A 26,038-nucleotide genomic window follows, 5' to 3' on the forward strand; every position below is an offset into this window, starting at 1 on the left:
ACCCGGACTCCTGCAGGTTCGGCTTCCATCGCGATCATGAAAGGCAATCGGAAATACGTAGCGGTTGAAACCGTTGACCGGCATCGCGAATGTTCTGCCTAAGGCGGGGAATGCTACGGGTGAGGTGACCCTATACAAGATGAGAAAAACGTTGGCGTTCATCCTGCTGTTCTCTTGGGTTCTGGGAGTGTCATCATTACCTGCGCATGGCAGCTCGTTCGAGAAACCGTCGTACGATACGCGGATCGGGAATCAAAAGGAAATCGAACGAAACTATACGGTTCAGCCTTATCGCCGCGGCGCGATACGTTCCCCCAGACAAAGCTATAATCCCGGAGTCGGCCCCGGCCGTACGTCGCCCAGACAAGACCAAAATGTCCGGAATCCGGCGGCACCAAGAACGTCCCCCGCACAGCGGACCGGATTTGGCGGAATTTTCGGCGGCCTTTTCGGAGGGCTGGCGTTGGGTACGATTGTGGGCTCCCTGTTCAATCCGTTCGCCGGTTTTTCTCTCGGCTCCCCCTTGCTCTCGCTGCTAAGCATCGGCTTATGGCTCATCGTGATTCTCGCTATCTTCCGGATGTTTCGAAGCCGGAAAAAATATTAAGAACTTGTTGGTCTTAAATCAAAAAAGCTGCGATTTACGCAGCTTTTTTGTTTGCTGTTCGGCTCTATAGAAAGTGACTATCGACGCTCCGGCTGGCGATTATGACTGCGTCCTCTCAAGCCGATCAGTCCGAGCAGTCCCAACCAGCCCAGCCAATCCCAATCCATGCCATTGTTATCGTTCGCAGCATTAGCCCGATAGTTGCCGCCAGTAGTGGATGTAGCATTGTAGCTGTTTGCGTTCATCCCTTGGCTGTTATACGTTTGGTTATTCATGCCACCGTCGTTAGCATTGTTCGTGACTGTTCCACGAGCGCTAAGCACACCGGCGCTTATTAGGAAGGTCAAGCAACCCACCAGCACCAATGTAAGAAGAAATTTTTTTCTCACGGTCATTCACTCCTCCACGGGTAGTTTGAATTTCATAGTTGGTTTTCCCGTAGCGGAGCTGAATTATTCTTCTTGCTTTGGTGAGCTGCTTCGCTTGCTGCGAAATAAACCTACAAGCAGGGTATCGGAGGAGACGGAGACGATCTTCAAACGCTTCGATCGTTCGCGAGAAGGTTCCGGATCGTCTCAACCGAATTCCTGAACACGATCGCTTTTTCCTTATCATGAAATAGCGATGCGCCTGCAAATAACTGAATGCCCCATGATGGAATCTCGGATCGCGCGGTTTCCTCCAGGCTCTCCGGGTAATCCAAAGCATCCAAAATCAGTTGAACCTTGCGGCCTTCGGGAACAAATCCGGCTGACTTTGCGAGCCACTCCCTTCCCCAGCCGGGGCTGCGTCCGCTTTTCGAACCATAAATAAGCGGCGTATACACGTCAATCGCCTCCGCAAGGTCGTGATAGTTCTGGGCGAATATTCGGGTCAGCGCGCCGTCGAATTCATCGGGGGTCCATGGACACATATAAGCGCCGACGATGCAATCCGGCCTATGTGCCTTGATCAACCTTGAATAATGGCGCGCGAAATCGGCGATTTTGCGACATTTATACTGCTTCCATTCTTCCGAATAGCAGGCCAGTATTTCATTCGGATCCGGGGCGTCGACAGCGGAGGCATTGCAGAAGTCCGCGATACAGTCCGGGCAAAAGCAGCTTTCCTGCAGATCCGGCTCGGACGTTTCGAACCAGCCGGCGTAGGTCAAATAATCGAGCCATATACCGCTGGGTTTAAATTGCTTGACGCCCGCCAGCAGTTCCTCTTCGATATTGGCCAAATAATCTTTTTGCGATAAACAAATTCCTTGAACCAAGCGGCCGTAACGAATCGGTTTTCGGTCGATTCCGATTGGAATGAGCTCGGGATGCGATTGAAAATCGGCACGAAACGTTTTGAATTCCACGCAGGCTTCCAATTCCTGCTCCGCGCAAGCTTCGAAAGCGGCTTCGTTAAACATGTGAAACCATCTGGCGTTGACGCCATAATCTTTCACGTTAGCGGGGAGCTCCCCGCTCCCGTACGGACCAAATAATAAAGGGATTGCCATCTGCATTCACTCCTCTCGTTATCCTCCGTTCGCGGAGGGGGTGGATGGAAGGGTCTTCAGAAGGGCAGCTCCACGCCGTATTCAGCCGCAGCCTCGGATAGGACAGCCTTATGATGCTCGTCTACCGGAATGCCTGAGGTGCCGAAATCGGCTTCGCGCTCGGATTCCAGCACGCCGGGTAATGTCGCCCTATCGTACCCCGGCATTGGACGCATGTTGCTTGTTAACTTCCTATAAGCCGCCATTTCATGTTTCAAAACTCCGATATCTAGGAATGAACCCGGATCCAGCGCAATAATGAGAGAACCCTGATTGGCGCCTTGGTACCTGCGCGCAGCCCGCTCTTCTTCTACCGGAACGCCTGCCAGAAAGCCTCCCAAGGCTTGGCACATAAACCCCAGTCCCATGCTGCGAAAAACAAGGCCGGGCGCTAAGTCGAATAGCTGCGATACATGGGGAGAGTCTTCATATAAGTCATGCATGGCGCCAAAATCAAGCACCATCGGGCCCTCTGCCCCGCCGGGCACGGCGAATGACATCGGAGAACCTCCCGCTGCCCGCATGATGGAATCCTCAGGGCGCAGCGATAACTGATGTCCGGACGTGACATAACCAATGAGGTCGTTCTCGGCCAATAAACGGGCGTATATCCCCGCCGCGCCGATATGTCCATGATTGCGCGTAACGGCGGCCGCAATTCCGGTCTTACGGCAGCGGTCCATTAATGCCTCTGCTCCCCTGAAAGCAGCGAAATAGCCAAGGCCTCCGTCTCCGTCGATCAACATCGTCGCAGAGGATTCCGTTGCGATACGGCATTGCGGATCCGGATTAATCAGTCCGTCGCGCATAATCCGGGCATAGGCGGCGATCTGTACGGTGCCGTGACTAAATATACCTCTAAGGTCGTTTTTGACTAATAATTCAGCTAAAAATGCCGCTTTTTCTTCAGGCATGCCGACTTTTTGCGCAATCTCGCGAACCAAACGTTTCAGCTTTTCCTTGTCGACTTTCATACCTTCTCTTCGATCCGTATTCATGCAGCCCATTCCTCCAAAGGTTGTAAGGTAATATTCGGCCCGCACAGATCCGCGGAACCGGGTGCGTAAAAAACCATCACCCGTTTGGCGATGGTTTCGTACAGAGACAGATTTGTACCCGATGGAATTAGGCCGTGATTTGAGCGGCGATTCCGTTTAACTCGTCGATGTCTGCGGCGGAAAGCTCCAAGTCGGATGCGCCGGCGCAGTTCACGATGTTCGCCGCTTTGCTGGCGCCGGGAATCGGCAGAATCACGGGCGACAACCGCAGCAGCCAGGCAAGCGCGATCTGCTGCGGCGACGCGCCATGACTTGCGGCGATCCGGGATAATGTCTCGTTGCTGCCGATGCCGCGCGCGTTGCCCATGCCGTTCAGAGGGCTGTATGGCAGGAAGGCGATACCGAGCTCTTCGCAGCGCTTCAGCACGTCCATGGACGAATGGTCAAACAAGTTCATGCGGTTTTGAACGGACGCGACCGTTACGATCTGGCGGGCTTGTTCCAATTGAGCAACGGAAACGTTCGACAGGCCTACGTGAACGATCTTCCCTTCCCGTTGCAATTCCGCGACGGTTCCGACGGATTCCGCAAACGGAACCTTAGGATCCGGACGGTGGAATTGATAGAGCGTAATTGCTTCCACGCCGAGCGCCCGCAAACTGTCCTCGCACGCTTGACGCAAGTGTTCGGGACGGCCGTCGGTTTCCCAGCGTCCTTCGGGACGAATGTGTCCGCCTTTTGTCGCGATGACCGCTTCGGGATGATGCTGCAAAGCTTTGGCCAGCAGACGTTCGTTATGACCGTTTTCGGTCGCGTTCAAGCAGTACGAATCGGCTGTATCGAACAGTGTGATGCCTTGCTCCAATGCGGCATGCACCGTTCGGATGCCGTCTTCCTCGGAAGGGCGCCCGGTAACGGACAGCGGCATGCCGCCCATTCCGATTTCCCCCGCGATGATTCCCGTCGAACCTAGCTTACGTTGTGGCATTGACATGGTACTGCCTCCTTAGAGATAGGTGTGAAGCTTCCGGAGTAGAAATGAAATCTTCCTCTCGGACCGTATAGCTTGTCGGTCTAACGCGCCTCGCCGCTTATTTCGCCGCCCACGGCTGGCGGACGGACGGCACGTTCTCGCCGGTTTGAATGGCCTGCTCGATCAAATAACCGAGATAGCAGTCCTGCGACGCTTCCGGCAGCCCGTAAAAATCCGGCCCGCCGGCGGCATAAACGGCCATCTTCTGCAAGCAGGAAGCGATCGCGATCTCATCGTCGTACAGCCTGCCCGGTATGAACGGATTTTCGTATACCCACTGGTCACCCGCCATAATCCCCTGCAGGAAATAACCTTCGGGGTTTTCCCATTCGCCCTTGTTGATCCGCTGGAATTCGAGCGGCCACGCCGTTTTGTAATCATGCAGCAGACTCAGACGGCGGTCGAAGATTTCGCCGCGCACGCCGCGGACGGACAGATGATTGGAACGAATCCAAGACCGGTGCTGGTCGGAGGTGAAATCGTAGATGCCGAGCTTATTCCCGAAATCGAGCCAAGCCAGATCCCGTCGCGAGGTCGCGATTTTCTCCTCTTTCGGCGGGCCGCTCCGGTTCGGGCCGGCCAGCCAGTCGGATTCGAACCGCATGCCGCGAATCGCGACGTCCTCGAACCCGATGCCGAGCATTTTGCGCAGCAAACTGACGCCATGATACAGATGGGATATCGATACGGTCGCCTGCGTGATCTCCCCGAGCCTTCCGTCCCGGATAACGGCCATTCTGGCCTCGTTCAGCGGGTGGAATTGGTACTGCTCGGCGACTTGGATGCGGGCGCCGCGGAGCGTCAGCTTCTCGTACAGCTCGATCAGTCCTTCGAGGTTCGGCGCGGGCGGCGTTTCCGCCAACGCCGGAATGCCGAGTTCGGCGAGCTGAAGCAAATAGCCCGGCTGCGCCGAACCGCTGACGGACGCCACGACGAAGTCCGGACGGTCTTCCTCCAGCATCTGCTCAACCGTCCGATAGGTCGGCACCTGCCACCGCTTCTCCATTTCCCGTCCTTTAGCCTCGTCGCGGACCGTCATGGCGCTCACCCGAAACCGGTCGGGAAGCGCCTTCGCAATGCGAAGAAAATATTGCGCCCGGAAACCGGCCCCTCCGATAATGCCGAATACTGCGGGTTTGCCCAACATTCATTCCACCTTATCCGAAGCGGTTACGGTTTAATAAAAACCGTTTTGACGGACGTATAGAACTCGATCGCAGCCTGTCCCTGCTCTCTCGAATGCGAGCTCGACTGCTTCATGCCGCCGAACGGAGCCTGCAGCTCCACCCCGGCCGTCTCGGCATTGATCCGGACAAGACCGGCATCCATCTCATGAACGAAGGACAGCACGTTGCCGATATCCCGCGTGTAGACCGAGGCGCTCAGCCCGAATTCCGTATCATTCGCCAACCCGATCGCCGATTCGAAATCGTCGGCCTCGATCAGCGTCAGCACGGGTCCGAAGATTTCCTCCTGCGCGATCGCCATTCCGCTCGTCACCCGGTCGAATACGGCCGGCGTGACGTAGAACCCGTCCGCCAACTCCGCGCCTTCAGGCCGTTCGCCGCCGCACAGCAGCACCGCGCCTTCCTCTTTGCCCCGGTTGATATAGGACAGGACGGTTTCCATCTGCTTCTCGTTGGCGCAAGGCCCGAGCCACGTCGATGCTTCCAGGCCGTCGCCGACTTTAAGCGCTTTGACCTGGCTTACCAGCTTTTCCTTGAAAGCTTCGTACACGTCGCGAACGACGATAACGCGGCTCGTAGCCGTGCATTTTTGGCCGGTGGAGCGCAGCCCGCCGCTAATCGTCGCTTCGACGGCCAGGTCGAGATCGGCGTCCGCGGCGATGACGATCGGATTCTTCCCGCCCATCTCCAGCTGATATTTCGCCCCGCGGCTCAATGCGGTTTGGCCGATTTGCTTGCCGACCTCGTTGGAACCGGTGAACGTCACGCCGTGAATGCCGGGATGCGAAGCGATCCCCTGCCCGATGACGCGGCCGCCGCCGATGACCATGTTCAGGACCCCGGCCGGCAGTCCCGCTTGATGGAAACATTCCGCGATCTTCGCGGCGGTTACCGCCGTTTCCGTCGCCGGCTTCCACACGACCGCGTTGCCGTAAATCAAAGCCGGAGCCATCTTCCAGACCGGAATCGCCACCGGAAAATTCCACGGGGAAATAACGCCCACGACGCCGAGCGGCGAACGGGTCGTAAACATGAACGCATCGGCGTCGGTCGACGGAATGACGTCGCCGATTTTCCGCATGCCTTCCCCCGCATAATAGCGCAGAATCGCCACGCCGCGCGCCGTCTCGCCTTTCGCCTCGGCGAACGTCTTGCCCATCTCCCGCGACATCGTCCGCCCGATCTCGTCGAGCCTGCGCTCCATCGCGTCCGCCGCCTTGAACAGCAGCGCGCCGCGCTGCGAGCCGGCCAGCTTGCGCCAAGACCGTCTGGCCGCTTCCGCGGCCTCCACGGCCTCATTCAAATCGCCGATCTGCGAATCGGGCACGTAGCCGACGATTTCGCTCTTCCTGGCGGGATTGATGCTCGGCGTACTCCCGCCGCCTGCCGGCGCCTTCCACTGGCCGCCGATATAATTGCCGATGACTTGAGGCTCTTGAACAGAACGCATTGACGATCCATCCTCTCATAAAAAATAGGGAAATGAACGACATCCTTTTATACAAATGCGCTTATTGCTAAGCGGAGACGGCCGTATTCGTCAGCGTGCCGATTCCCGTAATGTCGATTTCGATCCGGTCTCCGGGCGCCAGGGTAAATTGATTCGGAGGCACGATGCAAGTGCCCGTCAGCAGAACGGTGCCGTCGAACAAGCTGTTGTCCTTGGCCAAATAAGCGACCAGCTCGTCCAGCTTCCGCTTCAATTGGCCCGTGCTCGCCGATTCCTCGACGACCTTCTCGCCGTCCCGGAAAATTCGGCACGTGATCGTCAGCTTGTACGGATCGGACATCGCGTCGGCCAACCTGATCGCCGGACCGATGGAGCAGGACTGGCGCCAGATTTTCGCCTGCGGCAGGTAGAGCGGATTCTCGCCCTCGATATCGCGGCAGCTCATGTCGTTGCCGATGGTGTAGCCGACAATGCCGCCGCCGCCGTCGAGCACGAGCGCAAGCTCGGGCTCCGGCACCTGCCAGGACGAGTCGCTGCGCAGACAAACGTCGCCGCCCGGTCCTACCGTACGGGCAGCCGTCGATTTCATGAACAGCTCCGGCCGCTCCGCATCGTACACCTTGTCGTAGAACGTCGACGCGTCCAGCCGGCCGCGCGTTGCTTCGTAATTGCGCGCTTCCTTGCTCCGCAGATAGGTAACGCCCGCCGCCCACACTTCGGGAGCATCGATCGGCGCCGCGAGAGCGAGCGACCCGAAGTCCTTATCCGAAGGAACGGCTCCGGCAATCTGGCGGTTAACCGCTTCCAATACCGAGCATCCTTCGCGGTCCGCTCTCCGGACAAGCGTCATAAAATCGGAATCCGGCAGCGGGTACACCTGATTCTCGTCCGTCAATGCGGCCAGTACGCGAGCATCGCCTTCCATGAATCGAATGATTCGCATAAGATCACCCTTTCGTTATAGCGTACAAAACCACGTTCGCGAAAAATAAGGAAGAAGCGGTCGCATCAAACAACCGCAGCTTTCATAGGGTCAATCGCGGTAACCCAATTGAAGCGAAATCGGTTTGGTTGCCTCCAGCAGCAGCGCGACAAAACGGGCCAGCATCGCTTCATCGACATGGGAAAGGAGCGTGGACACGCTGATCGCGGCGGCGACATGGCCGTTATGGTCGAATACCGGAGCGGCGGCGCAGCGTACGCCCGCTTCGTTCTCCTCGCGGTCATAGGCGATCCCGCTTTCGCGCACCCGCTCGAGTTCCGCGAGAAACGCTTGTTCGCCGTCGATGGTATGCGGCGTGTGCCGACTGTAGCTGTACCCGCTTAACATCCGCGCGAGCATATTCGGCGGCTGATACGCCGCGAGCACTTTGCCGACCGCGCTGCTGTGCAGCGGCACGCGCCGTCCGATCCGGGAATAACGAATGACCGCTTTGGCCCCTTCGACCTTATCGATGTACACGCCTTCCGTCCTGTCGAGCACGACCAGATGAGCGGTTTGCCCCGTCCGATCGGACAGTTTGAGCAGATGCGGCCTTGCCGCTTGGCGGATGTCCAAACCTTGCAGCAGCAGCTGTCCTTTCTCCACGAGCCGCATTCCCAGCCGGTACTTGCCCGTCTCCTCGTCCTGGTCGATGTAGCCGTGCAGCTGCAGCGTCTTTAACAGCGAATGAACGGTGCTTTTGTGCAAATTCATCTGCCGGCTGATATCGGTTATTTTCAGTTCCCGGTTCTGCTCGTCGAACAGGTCGATGATTTTTAACGAGCGGTCCAACGCCTGGATGATGGGCATGATGATCAGCCTTTTCTAATGTTCTATAATATCAAACGGCATTCTATAATATAATTTCATCTTAGCAGAGGAGCGTTTTTCCGTCCAGCAATTACCGGCGATTCACACTCGCATCCGGACGCGAACCAAACCGGTACTCGACGCCTCCGCGTGCGAGGGAATGCGCGTGGTCCCTTTGCAAAAAAATAGCCGCTCAAGGCGACTATTTGGAACACGCGAGGTTATTTGCTATTCTGATCCTTGTAGTTCTTGATATACTCGTCTTCGACTGCCTTGCCGCCTTGATCCATGTACTGCTGAACCAATGTTTTGTACAGGCTGTCTACTTCAGCCGGTTTCGCAACGATCAGTTTGGCAAGCATTTGTGCCGACAGATTCTTAAGCGCCGCGTTGTTTTTGGCATCGGCCGCATTCGGTATGGAATAGAAGTAGTTCGTATAATAGTCGACCATGCCTACCTTCAACGCATTCTCGACATCCTTCTCATAACCGGGATAACCCGCGGAAATGGCGGCTTCATTCTTTTTCGGATCGCCCAGTTCGATGCCGTTTGAAAGAATATCATAGTCGAGGTTGTTGGCTACCGTCATCAACTTATCGCCTGAACTCGTCGTTCCGGTCTGTTTTGGAACCCCATTCACCATGTCGTAGTCCACGCCTTCCTGACCGTTCTGGAGGAAGAGGGTTACCTTAGGGTCGGCCATCCAGTTGAGGTACTGTACGGCAAGGTCAACGTTCTTGCTGGATTTGGGGATAATGACGTACATGCCATTTGGGCTGTACCCGTTCTTCGGATGCTTGCCCGCATCGTTCTGCCAGGGATCGATCGGAATAAGCTCGGCGCCGGGAACGTTCTTTACAAGGTTGGCGTAGGTACCGGGGGCTGTCCTGTACGGACCGTCCCAGTTCGTTTGGAACGCTCCGACTTTTCCATTGGAAATATCCGCGTCCGATAGTTTTCCGTCCTTGTCCGTGGCGAAATTCGGGCTGATCAAGCCGGCATGATACATCTTGTTCATGTATTGAACGGCTTTATCAAACCCGGGCATGCTCCAGTTCGCCTCCCAGATCGCTTTCGGCTGCAGCGTGGCAACCTGTTCCTCGGTAAGGTTGGATGGTTTGAAGGCTTCCGGTATATAGCTCAGCCCGGGATTTGCGGGTTGCAGGGAATAAGCATAAGGAATGACCCCGGTAACCTTCCCAGGGTTCTTCTCTTTGAACGCAACCATGGTGTCATAGAACTCTTCCGGCGTCGTAGGAACGGGAAGACCTAATTTATCGAGCCAGTCTTTGCGGATGAACGTATTCGAACCCGCGAGAACCGTCCGCTTGCCCGGTACGGCATACTGCTTGCCGTTGAATTTGCCGTACTTTAAGACATCATCGCCAAGATACTTCGTAAGCGTGGATCCATGCTCCTGAAGGACTGAATCCAGCTCTGCCAAGCCGCCCTGCTGCACATAATTATAAACAACGCCCTGGTTGTAGGTGTAGGAGATGTCAGGCGCCTGGCCTGCCGCCATCAAGACATTCAGCTTGTCGACTTCCTGAGCCCTGGGAACCGAGACGAATTTGACCGTGGCATTAAACTGCTTGCCGAAGTTATCGTTGATGTACGTGGTCCAGAAGTTATTATTCAAGTCCGGCTGCCCGGGTTTGCCTCTGTCGAACACTTCGACCGTTAATGTTCGATGTTCTTTTGTCGCGTCTGCCGCGCCATTTTGCGTGCCGCTTGACGTATTGCTCTGGCAGGCGGTCAACGCAGACGCGATTGATAGCGCTACCAAAGAAACGCAGATCGATCTTTGTGCCTTTACCTTCAACGAAATCGCTCCTTTTTAAAATGGATAGTGAACCAATTTTTTTATATAAATTCGCGAAATCGATGAAAACATCCATTTCGCGCGCCTATATCAACCTTTAACGGCACCGATCATAATCCCGGATACAAAGTATTTCTGGAGCCACGGGTACACGAGAAGAATCGGAATCGTACCGAACATGATGCTTGCCGCTTTCAAGGCCTCCGAAGGCAGATTCACGTTGACGTTCTCGCCGGACATTTGCTGCGAAATATTGATCACGTTATACAGCTTAAGCTGGATCGTGTAGAGTTGCTGGTCCGTGATGTAGAACAGCGCATCCTGAAAATAATTCCACCGGAATACGGCATATAGCAAACTGACCGTGGCAAGCGCCGGCTTGGAAAGAGGCAGCACGATCTTAAGCAGAATCTGCAGCTCGTTGCATCCGTCCAAGTGCGCGGCTTCCTCCAGGCTATCGGGCAAGTTCTGAAAGAACGATTTCAAGATGATCATGTAGTAGACGCTCAACATACCCGGAAGGATCAGCGCCCATGGCGTGTCCAATAGGCTCAGGCTCTTGACGTTCAGATAATCCGGAATCAACCCGCCGCTAAAATACATGGTAAACAGCATGATTAACAATAACGCATTCCTGCCCTTGAGTCTTTTTTTGGTCAGCGGGTACGCCGCGAGAATCGTAACGGTCAATGCAAGGAGCACGAACGCGACCGTCAGCAACACCGTATAGAACAAGGAGTACAACATCCCGTCATCCCCGAATACGACTTTATAGGCTTCGATATTAAAGTCGATCGGATAGATGGTTACGGCCTGGGAGATTATCGCCCTGTTGGAGCTAAGCGATTGCGATAGAATATAGAGAAATGGAACCAGGCATACAATAACCGTCAATAAAATAACGAAGGCTGCCGTATAATCAACAACCCTGTTTTTTGAAATTTGCGACATGGTCGGTACCTCCTCACCAGATTCCGTTTTCGCCTAATTTACGGGTAAGAAAATTAGAGGTAACCAGAAAGATTAAGCAAATCACGGACTGGAACAGGCCGACGACCGCACCGACGGAGAAGTTCGCGGATTGAATGCCTACCCGATAAACATAGGTGCTGATAACGTCGCCGTAATCCATCACGAGGTTGTTTTGAATGTTGAACGGACGATCGAAGTTAACCGCCATAATATTGCCGAGCTGCAGGATCAGCAGAATCACGATGGTCGGTCTGATCCCCGGCAGCGTAATATGCCATATCCGCCTGATTCTTCCGGCGCCATCCGCGTCGGCGGCTTCATACAGCTGCTTGTCGATTCCCGTCATGGCGGCAAGATACAAAATCGTCCCCCATCCTGCGTTCTGCCATACGCCAACCAAAGCATACGTTGCCACCCACGCGTATTTGTTCGTGAGGAACGGGAACGGTTGGCCCCACATATGGCCAATCAAGGCGTTTATCATACCCGTGGGAGAAAGCAGCTGCGCGACAATTCCGCCGATAATCACCCAGGAAAGGAAATGCGGCAGATACAGGATGGTCTGGCTTACCTTTTTGAACGTCTTCCATACCAGTTCATTGAGCAAAAGAGCCAACATAATCGGCGCCGGAAATCCCATAATCAAATCCAAACCGTTCAGCATCAACGTATTTCGAACCACCTGAAAGAATTGCAGCGATGAAAAAATTTGCTTGAAGGTTTCAAAATGATTCCACGGACTCCTGCTGACGCCCTGAAAAAGATTGTAATCCTTGAATGCAATCTGGATGCCATACATGGGCGCATATTTAAAGGTCACGATATAGGCAATAGGGACCAGCAACATAAGGTACAGCACAAAATCTTTTTTAAGATAATAAAACAATCCTTTCTTTTGTTGCGGCGGCGCTCCAACGCTAACCTTCCTATCCAGAGCAACGCTGCTATTCGTGGCTTTCATCAACGACCACCTCCGTTTTGCTGGTTTCTCGACTTGCTGAGAGCGTAGGCATGGAAGAAGTATCCCCACCCCGTTGCCCCAATCCGAGACCGCTTCCCCGTTATACGCCCGAGTAAGCCATAAACCCCCCGTCTACCGGCACCGTGATACCGGTTACAAAACCGGACAGCTTATCGTCCGCCAGCCACAATAACGTGCCCAGAAGATCTTCCGGCTTTCCGAATCTTCTCATTGGCGTATGGGCGATGATTTTATGGGACCGGACGGTTAAAGAGCCGTCTTCGTTCTGAAGCAGCCTTCTGTTTTGCTCCGTCAAGAAGAAGCCCGGGGCGATCGCATTGACCCTGATGCCCGCATCCGCCATATGAACGGCCAGCCACTGCGTGAAATTATCAATCGCCGCCTTCGCCGCGCTGTACGCCGGAACCTTCGTCATCGGGCTTGGCGCGCTCATCGAAGAAATATTGATCATGACGGCACCTTGGCGGTTGATCATCGTTTTGGCGAAAACCTGCGCAGGAATGAGCGTTCCGAGGAGATTCAAGTTGAGCACATGGCTGAAGCCTTCCTCGGTCAGATCGAAGAATGTCGTGATCGCTTTATTTCCCAGATCCTCCGGCTTCAGCGTTTCATTCGTCGTGCTTCCCATGGGATGGTTGCCTCCCGCCCCGTTGATGAGCATGTCGCAGGCGCCCAGCCGGCGCGTCACCGTTTGTTCCGCCGCCCTTACGCTATCCGCATCCAGCACGTTGCAGGCAACGGCGATCGCTTCCCCGCCGGCTTCTCTGATGTCCGCCGCAACCTCCTCTCCTTTTTCCGCCGTGCGGTTTAATACGGCCACCTTCACGCCATGCCGGCCAAGCTCCCGCGCCATGGCGGAGCATAGAACGCCGCTTCCTCCCGTAATAACCGCTACCTTGCCATTCAAATTGACGTTGATTGCATGCATGCCGCCGCCCCCCGTTTCGTTCTTTCGAGCGAGTCCCAAATGCCCCACAAATACATAATGCCGAGAGCCCGGTCGTACAGCCCGTATCCGGGACGGCACTGCTCGTTCCAAATTTGTCTGCCGTGGTCCGGCCTGGCAAAGCCCGTAAAGCCCCTCTCATGATACGCCTTGACAATATCGCAGATGTCGAGCGTACCGTCCTGGGATCGGTGAGAGGTCTCGATGAAATTGCCGTTGTCGTACAGCCTCACATTCCGGATATGGGCGAACGGAATGCGGTCCGCAAATTCCCTCACCATGTCCGCCACATGGTTGTCCGGGTTGATGCCAAGCGACCCGCTGCACAGCGTGACGCCGTTATTAGGACTATCCACCAAGCTTAGCATTCTGCGGATATTTTCCCGGTCCGTTATGATTCTCGGCAGCCCGAATAGCGACCACGGCGGATCGTCCGGATGAATGGCCATTTTGATGTCGTTGACCTCGCACACCGGAATGATCTGTTCCAAAAAGTAGCGGAGGTTGTTCCACAGGTCCTCTTCCGTCACGTTCTTGTACGCCTCGAACAGCGCGGGCAGACGCTTCATTCTCTCCGGCTCCCAGCCCGGCATCGTGAAGTCCGGATTCTCGTTGATGACGCGCACGAGCTCCTCGGGATTATTCATGCTGTCGATCTTAGCCTTTTCATAAAAAAGCGCAGTGGAATTGTCCGCTAGCGGCTCGAATAAATGCGTGCGGATCCAGTCGAAAACCGGCATGAAGTTATAGCAAATCACTTTCACGCCGACCTTTGCCAGCCTCTCGACCGTTGTTTTATAGTTGTCGATATAGTTGTCCCTGGTCGGCAGGCCCAGCTTGATATCCTCGTGAACGTTAACGCTCTCTACAACCTCCGTATGAAAGCCGTATTCGCTGGCCTGCTTTTTGATCTCCAGCATTCTATCGAGCGGCCACGCTTCCCCTGCAGGGATGTCGTGAAGCGCCCAGACAATGCCTTCCACGCCGGGAATTTGCCTGATTTGGCCAAGCGTTACCGTATCATTGCCTTCGCCAAACCATCTGAATACCATTCTCATCGTCCATTCCTCCCAAAGGCGTCATGGGTTATTTCTTATACTCGCTGCCAAGCGTAATGTCGTTCGTCGAGAAAGAAACGACCGACGAGGTCTTCTCGTAAAAACGCGGAGCGTTCGCAAGCAAGCCGTCCCTCGAATAGAACGGGCTGTCCTTCGTTAAAGGCAGGCTTACGCTCTTGCCTGTAGCCGCCGCTTCGTAGATGGCCGTGATCAATTCGAGCGTGTTGCGTCCTTCGCTGCCGTCGATGAGCACGCTCAGCGATCCGCTTTCGATCGCCTTCATCACATCGTCGATTTGTCCGGCATGACCGGTATACGGGAGGTCTTCCATGCCGTTGTACGTGTTCTCGAGCTCCTCCTCGAGCGCGGTGTTCCGAACCGGAAATCCGTTTTCCTTGGAGGTGGACGCATAAACCTTCCAGGGGGCGGAGATTCTCGCCTTTTCCCCTTGGAAGATAAGCTGCTGTTCCTCTCCGTGATGCACGACGGAGCTTGTAATTTGCGCCAGGCTTCCGTTGCCGTAAGCCAGAATGGCTATGGAGATGTCCTCGACTTCCGCGTTATCATGCGACGTATTGGTCATCACCGCATGGACTTTGTCCGGCATCCCCATCATCCACTGCAGCATGTCGATATGATGAACGGCGTGGTTCAGCGTACAGCCGCCGCCTTCCTTGTCCCAAGTGCCTCTCCACCACAGATCGTAATAGCAATGCCCTCGCCACCAGTGGGAATCCACCTGCGCGTGCACGATTTTGCCTGCCTTCCCGGTGTCGAGCGTACGCTTCAGCTTCATGATCGGATCCCTGAACCGGTTTTGCCCGATGACGGACAAGATGCGCTTCGACGCCGAAGCCGCTTCCAGCATGCGGTCGCATTCCTCCATGGAAGAAGACATCGGCTTCTCTACCAATACATGCTTTCCGGCTCGCAAAAAATCGATCGCGAGTTGAGCGTGCGTATACGGCGGGGTGCAGATCGACACCAGATCGATATCGCTGTCCAGCAGCTTGCGATAGTCTTGTTCGACCCTGCAGTCGAGCTGAAACCTCTCTTTATCCCGGAGTGCCTTCTCCTCGTAAATGTCGCATAACGCAACGACCCGGCATCTTCCCCCGAACGCGGAGACATACGCCTCCAAATGCGCATTTGCGATGCCGCCGGTACCGATAACAGCTACTTTAATCATCGTCCTTCACTCCTTCGACCTATTTAAAAAATGTGGCGTGCTTCTGTTTTAAATTTTCTTTCTCGATCACGACCAGCTCCAAATGATCCCTTAGCATGATTTCAGCTTGGTCGGGATCCCTCTCCTTGATCGCGCGAACGATGCCGCGATGCTGGGCAAGTATGATTTTCCAGTCGGAATCGGAAGCAAGCCGTAAAATCCGAATGCGGTTGTCGTGCGTGGCCATTTGTTGAATCAATCCCCACGTACGGGCTCGGCCGCAGCCGATCATAATGGATTTATGAAACTCTTCATCGAGCTCGAACAAACGCCCGTAATGCTGTTCGGATTGGCACAGTTCTTGCAGCGAGACGAGATGCTGCAGATGAAACACCCGTTCCTTGTCGAGCAGCTCGCAGGCTTCCCGAACAACGGCGGATTCCAACGTTTTTCGGACAAACCGGGATTCTTCCGCGTGCTGCAAATCGATAAGCGATATCATGGAGCCCTTCTGAGGAGTGGTTTCGATTAATTCCTCCTGCGCGAGTTTGACTAACGCTTCGCGAATCGGGGTCCTGCTCACTTGCAGCATTTCGACCAGTTCTTTTTCCGAGATGAATTGCCCCGGTTCGAGTCGCAGCTCCATGATGTTTTTCTTCAAGGCGGCGTATACGAAATCCCGGATGAGTCCTCTCTTGTCTCTAGAAACGTCAATCTGAATACTCATAAGTTTCCTCCAACCCGATGAATTGCGATTTCCTTCCAGCAGGTACGAAACGCACGTGCGATAAGCGCTTACAAAAAGCGTAAGCAAAACAGTCAGGATGACTAGTTACCCTAGTATACCGGCATGAGCGGCGTGTTCCGGATCGCTGCATGAGGCTTTAATCGGCCGTCCGCTTTGCATGGAGGCGTACCAGCCATCCCATGCGGTTGACGTCTTTCGGATCGATTGTTTGCTCGCTTTGGCCTGTGATATGACTAACATACCACCCCCTCGGCGGTGTTGACGATGCGCTAATCGTGAACACCATTTACCCATTTCAAGCATTTCTCGCAAATGAAAGCGCTGTATAATCGGTATGGAAGAGTTTGGAGAACAAGGGGGACGTATCACTATGTCTGTAATGACCGCCGAAATCGAAATAGGCAGGCTTCCCGACGTTCGAATGGCCTTTCATCTGATGGGGCTGCATATTCGCGAAGTGGGTTCCCGTTGGACCTATCCATCCCATGAACATCCGATGTACGAGCTTCATTGGATGATCGAAGGGGACATGAAGATGATCGTCGAGGGCCGGAATTACGTTCAAAAAAAGGGCGATCTGCTCGTTATACGTCCGGGAATCATCCATTCGTGCAAGTCGGCAGGCTCTCATGGCTTCACTTATTTTTGCGTGCATTTCAGCGTATCCGATCCCGCTTTCACCAGGGAGCTGGAGCGCCTTCAAACCGCCTGCTACGAAGTATCTTCTCCCCTTGTCCAAGAATTGGCCCCCTTCCTAACGGACTTATGCGAGCTTGCGACCGAAAACAGGAGGCGACCGCTTTCCGCCGCAAAAACCATGAAGGCATACGCTGCCGTGTTTGAGCTTTTGGGAACGCTGGTGGAGCAGCTGTCCCAAACCGATCACGTCGTACTTACGAAAAAGGAATTAGTGGCCAGCCGCATCGCCGAAAACATCGAGGCTTCGATCCGCGGCAGCCTGCATCATGGCCAAATGGAAGACAGCGGAAGAACATACGTCCAAGATATAGCCGAAGCCTTGAAATTGAGTTCATCACAGGTAAATCGGATATTTCAACAGGTTTACGGGAAGGCTCCCCGCAAATATATGTCGGAAATGTTGTTAAGCGAGGCTCAGCGCCTGTTGCTTCAGACGGACATGTCGATCGACCATATCGCAATGATGCTGGGGTATAAAACAAGCGCCCACTTCAGCCGCCAATTCAAGCGTTGGACCGGCATGACCCCAAGCGAGTGCAGAAGCGGCGCGAGCGTGATCGCCCCAACGAATCGAGCAGGAGGAGGCGGTTAATCCCCTCTCCCACCGCTTGACCTCCTTCAGAGAGCGTTCATCTTTAGCCCGCATGATGAAGCTCGATAAGCGTACTTGAAGCGCCCGCGCTGGCCGTATGCCAAAAAAAGCACCTTACCGAAATTTTCGGTAAGGTGCTTAGTGCTTAGTCCATGATCCGTCGCTACATAATCGCGAGCTCCGCTTGAAGTGTTTGCTGCAAACCGCCGCCGACCATTACGGTCACCTTGCACGCCTTCACGCCGAAGTTCATGGCGTTGTCCCAATAGCCTAATTCCTCGGCACCAAGGCTGAACGCGATCTCTCTCGTCTCGCCCGGCTGCAACGCTACCTTAGCAAAGCCCTTGAGCTCCGCGATCCGTCTTGTAATGCCCGATTCACGGGCTTTCAAGTACAGCTGCACCGTTTCTAAGCCTGCAACGTCGCCCGCATTTCGGACTTTGACGCGAACCTTCACTTGCTCGCCGTTCGAGAGATCCGCAGCGGCGATCGAAGCGGCGGACAACCGGAGCTCTTCATAGTCGAACCGGGTGTAGCTGAGCCCGTGACCGAACGAATATAACGCCGCGGACGGCATATCGACGTAATCGCGGACCCGACCCGGGTCCTTCTGGTTATAATAGACCGGAAGCTGAGCGGACGAACGCGGCATGGAGACGGGAAGCTTGCCGCTCGGGTTCACGATGCCGAACAAGATTTCGCCGATCGCCTGGCCGCCTTCCTGGCCCGGATACCAAGCGCATAGGATTGCGTCCGCCAGCTTGTCCACCTCTTCGATGGCATGAGGGCGGCCTTGGATCAGCACGACGACGATCGGCACACCGGTTGCCGCTACCGCTTCCGCCAGCCGCCGCTGCGCTTCTCCCAGCCGCAAATCCGCAAGATCGACGCCTTCCCCGCAATCCATCTCGTATGCTGTCTCCTGTCCGATGACCGCTTCGCCGTTGCCGTCGAACAGATCGCCGAACTGTCTTGCGCTGCTGCCGCCCAGCACTAACACGGCAACATCCGAAGCCTTGGCTGCCGCAACGGCTTCTTCCAATTCTTCTGCGGACGATGAGCGGATGCCGCAGCCGCGCGCATAGTCGATGGTCGCATCGGCAGGAGCGGCCATGCGGATGCCTTGAAGGACGGTAGAGCCCGTCTTAGGACGCTGCACGCTCGTATAGTCTCCAAGCTGATGATACATCTGATCTGCATTGGGGCCGATGACCGCGATGCGCTTGCCGCTCCCGTTCAGCGGCAGCCGGTCGCGTTCGTTCTTGAGAAGCACGGCCGATTCGCGCGCGATGTTCAGATTAAGGGCTTTCAGCTCGGGGCTGCCAATGCCGGAAGCCGCTTTCGATTCGTCCGTGTAAGGCTGGTCAAACAAGCCAAGTTCGAACTTTAGGCGAAGCACGCGCCGTAATGCCCGATCGACTTCGGATTCGTCGACGAGTCCGGACGACACCGCCGCTTCGAGCGTCGTAAACGACTTGTCCCATAAGCTTAAGTCAACGCCCGAGGACAAAGCGAGCGCGGCTGCGCCTTCATGGCTTCCCGTTAACGCCAGCAGCCGGTCAACCGCTTGGCCGTCGGCCATAACGATGCCATCGAAGCCCCATTCCTCCCGCAAAATATCCGTCAACAACTTGCGATTCGCATGACAAGGCATGCCGTCGATCTCGTTATAAGCCGCCATGAACCCTGCCGCTCCCGCCTTAGCTCCCGCGAACGCGGCGAATAAATGGATCTCTCGCAGCTCGCGCTCCCCGATGTTGGCGGGACCGGCGTTCTTGCCGCCGATGCCTGCGCCTTGGGCGCAAAGATGCTTCAGCACGGCGGCGACGCTTCCGTCGCTCCCAAGGCCGCCATCGCCCTGCATGCCTCTTACCGCCGCTCTCGTGAACGCAGCAGCCAAATACGGATCCTCGCCAAAACATTCCTCCGTGCGTCCCCATCTTGGATCTTGCGCGATATCAAGCACGGAGACCAAGCCGAGATGGGCGCCTCTGCCGCGAATTTCGGCTGCGGTCAGGCCGTAAGCCCGCTCCATCAGCTCCGGATTCCAGGTCGAACCCGCGTTCAGATTGACCGGCAGCATGGTTCCGTCCAGCGCCTGATGCCCGTGCGGACTTTCTTCGCTCAGCAGCACGGGAATGCCCAAACGGGTATGCTCCTTGACGTATCGCTGGATCTCGTTGGCGACGGCCGCACTGTGTTCCGCGGCAATGCCGTTCGCATAATCGACGCCCGACCACGGGTCGCTTCGGAACAATCCGTAAAGAGCGCCCATGCCGTCGAAGTGCTCGACCTCTTGCTTGAATGCGTCCGTTAACGCATACGCGCCGTCTTCCTTCTTCTCGTAAGCGTCCCAGCCGTACATGCGTTGATTCAGTTGACCAACCTTTTCCTTAAGCGTCATTCTCGCCATCAAATCGTCGATGCGCTCGCTAACCGGTCTATCCTGCCGTTTGTACGTTTCCATTGCCGCCTCACCTCGATTGTTCGTGTTGCCTGCAAAACTAGCAAATCTTGATAAACGTACCATGCTTCGCGCAGGAAATAAAGTTGTCTCCCTGTTTGCCATTGCACTCGTTGTATTTTTCAAGGTTCCGATTAAATGACGGGCACTGGCCAACGGCAAAGAAGGCCGCAGGACGATCCCGCGGCCGGTCTTTGACTCCGTAAGACAGAGCCCATTCTTAGTGAATGTCATTTCTGCTCCAGCTGGCCATGATACAGTTCGCTATACAGCCCCTGCTTGTCCAACAGCTCTTCATGAGCCCCCTGCTCGACTAGACGTCCATCCTTAAGCACCAGAATGCGGTCGGCCTCGCGGATCGTGTTCAGCCTGTGGGCAATGACGAAGCTCGTTCGTCCCTCCATTAACCGCTTCAAGCCCTCTTGGATCTTGATTTCGGACACGGTATCGATGCTGCTCGTCGCTTCGTCCAGCACGAGGATGGCCGGATCGGCCAGAATGGCGCGCGCGATGGCAAGCAGCTGCCGCTGCCCTTGACTGATGCCGCTGCCATCGGCAGCCAGCACCCGGTCGTATCCGCCGGACAGCCGCATAATGAATGAATGGGCATTGGCGAGCTTGGCGGCCTCTTCCACCTGGCTGTCGGTGGCATCAAGCTTGCCATACCGAATATTGTCGCGGATCGTTCCTTCAAACAGAAAGGAATCCTGCAGCACGAATGCCATATGGGAGCGGAGGCTTTCCCGCCGGATCGTCCGGAGATCCCGTCCGTCCAGCGTGATCGTCCCCGCATGCGCATCATAGAAACGGGAGAGCAGCTGAATCAGCGACGTCTTCCCGGCTCCGGTCGGACCGATGATCGCGATCGTTTCACCGGGCTTCGCCTCAAAGCTGATCTCCTTAAGCGTGCTTCTTCCCGCCTCGTAAGCGAAGGACACCTTATGGAAGACGATCCCGCCCGCCACGGCATCAAGCGCAACGGCCGTACTCTCGTCCGCCTCTTCTTCCTGTTCATCCACGATTTCGAATACCCGTTCTGCTCCTGCGATGGCGGACAAGAGGGTATTCCACTGGTTGGCCAGATCGTTAAGCGGTCTGGTAAACTGCCGGGCGTACTCGACGAACACGACGTTGACGCCTACGGTTATCGCCCCCCGGATGGCCAATAGTCCGCCGACGCAGGCAATAATCGCAAAGCTCAGATTGTTGAGACCGTTCATTAATTTGGGAATGAAGCCCGATATGGTCTGCGCCCAGAATCCCGAATGCTTGATGCGCGCATTGTGCTCATGGAACACTTGAATGACCCGCTCTTCCTGGGAGAACGCTTTGATAATCCGCTGACCGGAAAGCGTTTCTTCCACGAACCCGTTCAATTCTCCCAAATTCCGCTGACGCTCCTTGAATAGCGCGCCCGTCCGCCGCGTAATCCACCGCATGCCGAGCACCATCAGCGGAACCACCAAAAAAGTCAACAGCGTAAGCAGCGGACTGAGCAGCAGCATGACGACGACCGTGCCCGCCAGCATCAGCACGCTGGATAACAGCTGGATCGCCGAGCTGTTGAGCGTAGAACTCACGCTGTCGATATCGTTGGTCATGCGGCTCATGAGATCGCCCTGCCGGTTTTTCCCGAAGAACGGGATCGGCAGGCGATGCAGCTGCGCGAAGAGATCGGTGCGCATCCTCAGAACGGTTTCCTGGGCGATCTGAATCATCCAGATATTTTGCAGCCAGCCCACAATGGACTGAAGCACATAGACACAAGTCAATCCGAGCAGAAACAGCACCCATGGCCTGCCGCCCGGTCCTTCCAGATAATCGTCGATCGCCATGCCGATCAGATACGGACCGAGCAGCGTGAGCCCGCAGCTTCCGATAACCAGCAGCATGACGAGCAACAGCCTGCCTTTCCGGCGGGACAGATATTGCCAGATCCGTTTGAGCGTTCCCTGCCAGTCCTTCGCCTGGGCTTTGGCCCGCGGGCCCGATGGAGAAGCGACCGGAGCGGCATCTTTCACGGTCGGCCCGGGATACCGGAAGGGCTCACTTATAGCTTTCCACATACTCCGCCCTCTCCTTCCCGATTTGGGATTCGTAAATTCGCCGGTACAAGCCGTCGCTGGCCATCAGCTGCCCGTGGGTTCCTTGTGCAAGGAGACTGCCCTCGTCCAGCAGCAGAATCAAATCCGCCCCGATCGCGGAGCTGATCTTCTGCGTAATCAGGAGGATCGTGCAGGACATGCCCTTGAGCGCCTGCAGCAATGCCGCTTCCGTTCGGGTATCAAGCGCGCTGGTGCTGTCATCCAGCAGCAGAATAGCCGGCTTGCGGATCAAGGCGCGGGCGATGGACAGCCTTTGCTTTTGCCCTCCGGAGAGATTGATGCCCCGCTGTCCAAGAAGGGTATCGTAACGATCCGGCAGCTTCTCGATCGTCTCGTGAATTTGCGCCAGCCTAGCCGCTTCCATCACCTGCTCCATGCTGGCATCCTCCAAGCCCCAAGCGATATTATCGCGTATCGTGCCCGAGAACAGCAGCACCTCCTGGGAGACATAGCCGATAGAGCGGTGCAAATATTCCATGTCCAGCTCGCGGGCATCCCGTCCGTCGATGCGAACCACCCCGGAGGTTTGCTCGTACAGGCGCAGCACGAGCTGCATCAGCGAGGATTTGCCCGAGCCTGTAGCCCCCAGGATCGCCACGGTTTCGCCCGGACGGACCTTGAAGCTTATATCCATCAGCACGCGCGCCTCCGAGTGCGGGTATTGGAAGGAAACATGTTCGAATTCGATTCCCCCTTCACACGCTCCTTCGGGATTCCGGCCTGACCTGACCGGCGCCCCGCTGTCCGCGTTAAGCGCTTCATCGACCCGCTGCGCAGACGCGCGGGCTCTGGAGAAGGCCGACACAATCATGGAGAAGGCCGACAGGGCGCCCGCCGTTCGGAGCGAATAATTCACGACCGCCACCACTTCGCCCGCCGTCGCGGTCCCCATGCTTATTTGCCGCTGCCCAAACCAAAGCACGGCAATAATGCCCGCGTTCATGATCAGCAGGATAAAAGGCATCGTCATCTCCGTCAGACGCAAGGCGGAGACCGTACTCTTCATCAATTCCCGGCTCAGCCGCCCAAAACGGCTCGCTTCTTCCACGCGCCGGACAAACACGCGGATCAGTCGCATGCCGGACAGATTCTCCTGCATCACGCGGTTCAGCGTATCCAGCCTCATTTGGACGGTTTTGAATAATACGGAAGCTTGCTTCATAATCCAAATGACGAATACGAGCAGTGCGGGAACGGTCAGGGTAAGCAGGAATCCCAGCTGCACATGCACGACAAGCGCCATAATGATGCTCCCGATGACAACAAGCGGCATGCGCAGCATAAACCGCAGTCCCATGAATACCGTATCCTGAAGCTGCGTTACATCATTCGTTAGCCGGGTGATGAGGGATGAGGTGGCAAAGCGATTAAAAACCGGATAGGCGAATCCCTGCACCTTGGCGTAAAGGGCTTCCCGGACATCGAACGCAAACCCCTGACTGGCATGCGAGGCAAAAAACGAGCTCAGAATACCGGCGAGGAATGCGGCAGCCGAGCCGCCTGCCAAGACTCCGCCCCACAGCAGCACCACCGACGTATCTTTTTGCGAAATACCTTCATCAATAATGACCGAGATGAGATAAGGCTGAATCAGCTCCACTGCCAGTTCAACCAGCACCATCACGACGGCCATGCCGGCCGCAACTCTGTACTTCCCCAAAAAACGCAACATGTTGGTCATGCCTGGTTCCTCCGCCAAGTTAGGATCGCATTACCTATGCAGCCAGTCGTTTTTTCAGCTCGCCATTCTACCATTGCCCCGTTGTTCGCTTCTTCGAACAGCCAGTCCCTGCTTCATTTCTTTCGTTCATTATATACAAGTTATAGGCCTTATGGCGATCGGCAAATCGATAAACTTGCGCCGCTTTAACGCAAAAAAGCCGTCATCACCATGGATAACGGCTTTGCTATCACGCATTTTATTACGTTGTTTCATGACTGCGGTTTAATTCCTCCCTTCGTTGCCTGAATAACAGCTGATTGAATATAATCGGCCATATTCGCCCCAGGTACCCAATCTTTTATAAATGCCCGGGAATCGTCTTTGGGTTCGACAACGATGTCGATAAAGCCGCTCGCGTGCAGCATGGCTTTAACCTCTTCCGCGGTTGAAGCCCCGGAAATACAGCTCGCTAAGGCGTCCAAATTCTCCTTTACCTCTGCCGGCAGCTCCGCGGTCGTCACGATGTCCGATATGGCGAGTCTCCCGCCTTCCTTTAATACGCGGTAGGCCTCATTGAACACCTGCTGCTTATCGGGGGACAAATTAATCACGCAATTCGACATGATGACATCAATGGACGAATCGGAAATCGGCAAATGTTCAATTTCGCCAAGGCGAAACTCGACATTCGTATACCCGTTCTTCACGGCGTTCCCGCGTGCGCGGCTCACCATCTCGGGCGTCATATCGACCCCGTACACTCGGCCGGTTTCCCCCGTTTGTTTCGAGGCAAGAAAGCAATCGAACCCAGCTCCGCTCCCCAGATCGAGGACCGTTTCCCCGGGCGCAATGGAAGCAATGGCTTGCGGGTTCCCGCATCCCAGCCCGAGATTTGCGCCTTGAGGCGCCGCCGCGAGCTCTTCGCTCGAATAGCCGAGTTTAGCCGAGACGTCATCGACGCTGCCGCAACAGCTCGTGCCCGCCGAAGAAGGCGAGCAGCAGCTTGAACCATTGCTGTCTTGGATGGCGATTTCCTTATAACGATTGCGAACATGCTGACGTACCTGGTCATTTTGAACCTGGCTCATATTCAATCTCTCCCTTAAATCAAGTTATTTTGATGTAGAGGACAATTAAAACCCACGGCGCGGGCTTATGAACAGCAGTCGTTTGGACGCTCCTCCGCTTTACGGAATAGGCAGCACAGTTCGGGCGACAGCAGGCGGTTAACCTCGGCATGGTTCAGCTCGTAGTAACTCCAAGTGCCTTTCGTCTCGCGCGCGATGAGTCCGGCGTCGAGCAGAATCTTCAAATGATACGACAGTTTGGATTGAGACATATCCACGATCTCCACGAGATCGCACACGCACACGCTGCCCTTCTGGGTCAGTTCGTACATGATTTGCAGCCTCTTTTGATCGGATAACGCCTTGAATTTAGCTTCGTAGGATGTAAAATCAACGGCTTCACCGCAAGCAACGTTGACCGGAAGTTCTTTTATCATCGAAATCGCCCCCGTCAGCAGCACGCCGGACAGCAGGCTAGCGTCTTCTGCTTGAAGATGGGTTCCCTGCGTACCGCTTCCGCTTTCGTGCTCAATTTCTCCCGCTTCCATGCTTGACTTGCACGTTGCTCCAATTCGTTCTGTTGCAGCTTCATTAGCTTTTCGATGGCGTAATGATTCAACATCCGGTCACCGCTCCATTCATCAAATTTTCTTGATGAAGCGAGTGTAGCGTGAAGAAAAAGGGAAATCAAGGTTAAATCAAAAAAAATTGATTTATCTGCCAATATCACTGTCCACTAATATAATCATTTACTTATACGAGCGGGCATGTATAATACAAATGAATCGTTTAATCGCTAACAAAATTGAAAGGCGGTGCACGGTTATTGCAAACCATTGAGGAAATGTCCGATTCCCTTAAGCTTCTCTCCGATAAAACCAGACTAACCATCATGGCTTTGCTCCGCCATAGGGAAATGTGCGTCTGCGACATCGTTGACTTATTAAAGACGACGCAGCCAAATGCCAGCCAGCATTTGAAAAAGCTAAAGACCGGTGGCCTTATCCATGAAGAACGACGGAGCCAGTGGGTTTATTACTCCTTGAATCTGGACGATAAGCCTTATTTGAAGCAGGTGATCGATCAACTTCCATCTATGCAAGAAGAGGTTAATGCGTTTAAATCACAAGGTTGTACTTGATTCGGGAGG

The 26,038-nt window shown here is 55.1% G+C and carries 23 protein-coding genes; 3 read left to right on the forward strand and 20 right to left on the reverse strand.

Annotation, left to right across the window (positions count from 1 at the left end):
- The first annotated feature begins 139 nt into the window (after nt 1–139).
- A complete protein-coding gene (locus BMZ79_RS20140; RefSeq protein ID WP_090643577.1) occupies nt 140–607 on the forward strand; it encodes a hypothetical protein in 468 nt (155 codons plus the stop codon).
- 77 nt (nt 608–684) lie between these two features.
- Here BMZ79_RS20140 and BMZ79_RS33680 read toward each other — a convergent pair whose 3' ends face one another.
- The 15 genes from BMZ79_RS33680 to BMZ79_RS20210 all read right to left on the reverse strand — a co-directional run bounded on the left by BMZ79_RS33680 (nt 685) and on the right by BMZ79_RS20210 (nt 16,277).
- Complete coding sequence (locus BMZ79_RS33680; protein WP_143089006.1) at nt 685–996, reverse strand: WGxxGxxG family protein; 312 nt, start codon at nt 994–996, stop codon at nt 685–687.
- A gap of 146 nt (nt 997–1,142) precedes the next feature.
- Nucleotides 1,143–2,102, reverse strand: a complete 960-nt coding sequence (locus BMZ79_RS20145) for a hypothetical protein (RefSeq protein WP_218154736.1) — start codon at nt 2,100–2,102, stop codon at nt 1,143–1,145.
- 56 nt (nt 2,103–2,158) lie between these two features.
- Nucleotides 2,159–3,139 carry an Ldh family oxidoreductase gene (locus BMZ79_RS20150; RefSeq protein WP_177222232.1) on the reverse strand — a complete coding sequence of 327 codons (981 nt, stop codon included), beginning with the start codon at nt 3,137–3,139 and terminating at the stop codon, nt 2,159–2,161.
- Nucleotides 3,140–3,266: 127 nt separating this feature from the next.
- A complete protein-coding gene (locus BMZ79_RS20155) occupies nt 3,267–4,133 on the reverse strand; it encodes an aldo/keto reductase (protein WP_218154737.1) in 867 nt (288 codons plus the stop codon).
- Nucleotides 4,134–4,230: 97 nt separating this feature from the next.
- A complete protein-coding gene (locus BMZ79_RS20160; protein WP_090642972.1) occupies nt 4,231–5,316 on the reverse strand; it encodes a Gfo/Idh/MocA family protein in 1,086 nt (361 codons plus the stop codon).
- 26 nt (nt 5,317–5,342) lie between these two features.
- Nucleotides 5,343–6,809 (reverse strand): alpha-ketoglutaric semialdehyde dehydrogenase GucD, encoded by a 1,467-nt coding sequence (gene gucD / locus BMZ79_RS20165; RefSeq protein WP_090642975.1) that lies wholly within the window; start codon nt 6,807–6,809, stop codon nt 5,343–5,345.
- A gap of 67 nt (nt 6,810–6,876) precedes the next feature.
- Nucleotides 6,877–7,752 (reverse strand): fumarylacetoacetate hydrolase family protein, encoded by an 876-nt coding sequence (locus tag BMZ79_RS20170; protein ID WP_090642978.1) that lies wholly within the window; start codon nt 7,750–7,752, stop codon nt 6,877–6,879.
- A 90-nt stretch (nt 7,753–7,842) separates the two neighbouring features.
- Complete coding sequence (locus tag BMZ79_RS20175; protein WP_090642979.1) at nt 7,843–8,601, reverse strand: IclR family transcriptional regulator; 759 nt, start codon at nt 8,599–8,601, stop codon at nt 7,843–7,845.
- Between the two features lie 221 nt (nt 8,602–8,822).
- Complete coding sequence (locus BMZ79_RS20180) at nt 8,823–10,424, reverse strand: extracellular solute-binding protein (RefSeq protein ID WP_256252911.1); 1,602 nt, start codon at nt 10,422–10,424, stop codon at nt 8,823–8,825.
- Nucleotides 10,425–10,514: 90 nt separating this feature from the next.
- Entirely contained in the window at nt 10,515–11,375 is an 861-nt protein-coding gene (locus tag BMZ79_RS20185; protein ID WP_090642986.1) for a carbohydrate ABC transporter permease, read from the reverse strand.
- Between the two features lie 13 nt (nt 11,376–11,388).
- The gene (locus tag BMZ79_RS20190; protein WP_090642988.1) at nt 11,389–12,357 is read right to left on the reverse strand and encodes an ABC transporter permease; all 969 of its coding nucleotides are present in this window, start codon (nt 12,355–12,357) and stop codon (nt 11,389–11,391) included.
- Nucleotides 12,358–12,457: 100 nt separating this feature from the next.
- Nucleotides 12,458–13,306, reverse strand: a complete 849-nt coding sequence (locus tag BMZ79_RS20195) for an SDR family oxidoreductase (RefSeq protein ID WP_090642990.1) — start codon at nt 13,304–13,306, stop codon at nt 12,458–12,460.
- Nucleotides 13,282–14,382: a mannonate dehydratase gene (gene uxuA, locus BMZ79_RS20200; protein WP_090642992.1), complete on the reverse strand. Its 1,101-nt coding sequence runs from the start codon at nt 14,380–14,382 to the stop codon at nt 13,282–13,284. The genes BMZ79_RS20195 and uxuA overlap by 25 nt, the downstream gene beginning before the upstream one ends.
- Nucleotides 14,383–14,410: 28 nt before the next feature.
- On the reverse strand, nt 14,411–15,571 hold the full coding sequence (locus BMZ79_RS20205) for a Gfo/Idh/MocA family protein (protein WP_090642995.1): 1,161 nt from the start codon (nt 15,569–15,571) through the stop codon (nt 14,411–14,413).
- 19 nt (nt 15,572–15,590) lie between these two features.
- Nucleotides 15,591–16,277, reverse strand: a complete 687-nt coding sequence (locus BMZ79_RS20210; protein ID WP_090642998.1) for a GntR family transcriptional regulator — start codon at nt 16,275–16,277, stop codon at nt 15,591–15,593.
- A gap of 391 nt (nt 16,278–16,668) precedes the next feature.
- Between BMZ79_RS20210 and BMZ79_RS20215 the strand changes: the two genes are divergently transcribed.
- A complete protein-coding gene (locus BMZ79_RS20215; protein WP_090643001.1) occupies nt 16,669–17,589 on the forward strand; it encodes a helix-turn-helix domain-containing protein in 921 nt (306 codons plus the stop codon).
- Nucleotides 17,590–17,752: 163 nt separating this feature from the next.
- Here BMZ79_RS20215 and BMZ79_RS20220 read toward each other — a convergent pair whose 3' ends face one another.
- The 5 genes from BMZ79_RS20220 to BMZ79_RS20240 all read right to left on the reverse strand — a co-directional run bounded on the left by BMZ79_RS20220 (nt 17,753) and on the right by BMZ79_RS20240 (nt 25,325).
- Nucleotides 17,753–20,056, reverse strand: a complete 2,304-nt coding sequence (locus BMZ79_RS20220) for a glycoside hydrolase family 3 N-terminal domain-containing protein (RefSeq protein ID WP_090643003.1) — start codon at nt 20,054–20,056, stop codon at nt 17,753–17,755.
- Nucleotides 20,057–20,283: 227 nt separating this feature from the next.
- Nucleotides 20,284–22,119: an ABC transporter ATP-binding protein gene (locus tag BMZ79_RS20225; protein ID WP_090643006.1), complete on the reverse strand. Its 1,836-nt coding sequence runs from the start codon at nt 22,117–22,119 to the stop codon at nt 20,284–20,286.
- Entirely contained in the window at nt 22,100–23,839 is a 1,740-nt protein-coding gene (locus tag BMZ79_RS20230; protein WP_090643008.1) for an ABC transporter ATP-binding protein, read from the reverse strand. Before BMZ79_RS20230 ends, BMZ79_RS20225 begins: the two co-directional genes overlap by 20 nt.
- 251 nt (nt 23,840–24,090) lie before the next feature.
- Complete coding sequence (locus tag BMZ79_RS20235) at nt 24,091–24,909, reverse strand: arsenite methyltransferase (protein WP_090643011.1); 819 nt, start codon at nt 24,907–24,909, stop codon at nt 24,091–24,093.
- Between the two features lie 65 nt (nt 24,910–24,974).
- Nucleotides 24,975–25,325, reverse strand: a complete 351-nt coding sequence (locus tag BMZ79_RS20240; protein WP_090643013.1) for an ArsR/SmtB family transcription factor — start codon at nt 25,323–25,325, stop codon at nt 24,975–24,977.
- A gap of 389 nt (nt 25,326–25,714) precedes the next feature.
- Between BMZ79_RS20240 and BMZ79_RS20245 the strand changes: the two genes are divergently transcribed.
- Nucleotides 25,715–26,029: an ArsR/SmtB family transcription factor gene (locus tag BMZ79_RS20245; protein WP_090643015.1), complete on the forward strand. Its 315-nt coding sequence runs from the start codon at nt 25,715–25,717 to the stop codon at nt 26,027–26,029.
- The last annotated feature ends 9 nt before the right edge of the window (nt 26,030–26,038 follow it).

It is taken from the genome of Paenibacillus sp. UNC496MF, from assembly GCF_900113915.1.
GTDB classification, from domain to species: domain Bacteria; phylum Bacillota; class Bacilli; order Paenibacillales; family Paenibacillaceae; genus Paenibacillus_Z; species Paenibacillus_Z artemisiicola.

Excerpts from the sequence above, each read along its gene's own strand:
- BMZ79_RS20140 (WP_090643577.1), top strand. The coding sequence starts at position 140 with ATGAGAAAAACGTTGGCGTTCATCCTGCTGTTCTCTTGGGTTCTGGGA.
- BMZ79_RS20145 (WP_218154736.1), bottom strand. The coding sequence starts at position 2,102 with ATGGCAATCCCTTTATTATTTGGTCCGTACGGGAGCGGGGAGCTCCCC.
- BMZ79_RS20150 (WP_177222232.1), bottom strand. The coding sequence starts at position 3,139 with ATGAATACGGATCGAAGAGAAGGTATGAAAGTCGACAAGGAAAAGCTG.
- BMZ79_RS20155 (WP_218154737.1), bottom strand. The coding sequence starts at position 4,133 with ATGTCAATGCCACAACGTAAGCTAGGTTCGACGGGAATCATCGCGGGG.
- gucD (WP_090642975.1), bottom strand. The coding sequence starts at position 6,809 with ATGCGTTCTGTTCAAGAGCCTCAAGTCATCGGCAATTATATCGGCGGC.
- BMZ79_RS20170 (WP_090642978.1), bottom strand. The coding sequence starts at position 7,752 with ATGCGAATCATTCGATTCATGGAAGGCGATGCTCGCGTACTGGCCGCA.
- BMZ79_RS20175 (WP_090642979.1), bottom strand. The coding sequence starts at position 8,601 with ATGCCCATCATCCAGGCGTTGGACCGCTCGTTAAAAATCATCGACCTG.
- BMZ79_RS20185 (WP_090642986.1), bottom strand. The coding sequence starts at position 11,375 with ATGTCGCAAATTTCAAAAAACAGGGTTGTTGATTATACGGCAGCCTTC.
- BMZ79_RS20190 (WP_090642988.1), bottom strand. The coding sequence starts at position 12,357 with ATGAAAGCCACGAATAGCAGCGTTGCTCTGGATAGGAAGGTTAGCGTT.
- BMZ79_RS20195 (WP_090642990.1), bottom strand. The coding sequence starts at position 13,306 with ATGCATGCAATCAACGTCAATTTGAATGGCAAGGTAGCGGTTATTACG.
- uxuA (WP_090642992.1), bottom strand. The coding sequence starts at position 14,382 with ATGAGAATGGTATTCAGATGGTTTGGCGAAGGCAATGATACGGTAACG.
- BMZ79_RS20205 (WP_090642995.1), bottom strand. The coding sequence starts at position 15,571 with ATGATTAAAGTAGCTGTTATCGGTACCGGCGGCATCGCAAATGCGCAT.
- BMZ79_RS20210 (WP_090642998.1), bottom strand. The coding sequence starts at position 16,277 with ATGAGTATTCAGATTGACGTTTCTAGAGACAAGAGAGGACTCATCCGG.
- BMZ79_RS20215 (WP_090643001.1), top strand. The coding sequence starts at position 16,669 with ATGTCTGTAATGACCGCCGAAATCGAAATAGGCAGGCTTCCCGACGTT.
- BMZ79_RS20220 (WP_090643003.1), bottom strand. The coding sequence starts at position 20,056 with ATGGAAACGTACAAACGGCAGGATAGACCGGTTAGCGAGCGCATCGAC.
- BMZ79_RS20225 (WP_090643006.1), bottom strand. The coding sequence starts at position 22,119 with ATGTGGAAAGCTATAAGTGAGCCCTTCCGGTATCCCGGGCCGACCGTG.
- BMZ79_RS20230 (WP_090643008.1), bottom strand. The coding sequence starts at position 23,839 with ATGACCAACATGTTGCGTTTTTTGGGGAAGTACAGAGTTGCGGCCGGC.
- BMZ79_RS20235 (WP_090643011.1), bottom strand. The coding sequence starts at position 24,909 with ATGAGCCAGGTTCAAAATGACCAGGTACGTCAGCATGTTCGCAATCGT.
- BMZ79_RS20240 (WP_090643013.1), bottom strand. The coding sequence starts at position 25,325 with ATGATAAAAGAACTTCCGGTCAACGTTGCTTGCGGTGAAGCCGTTGAT.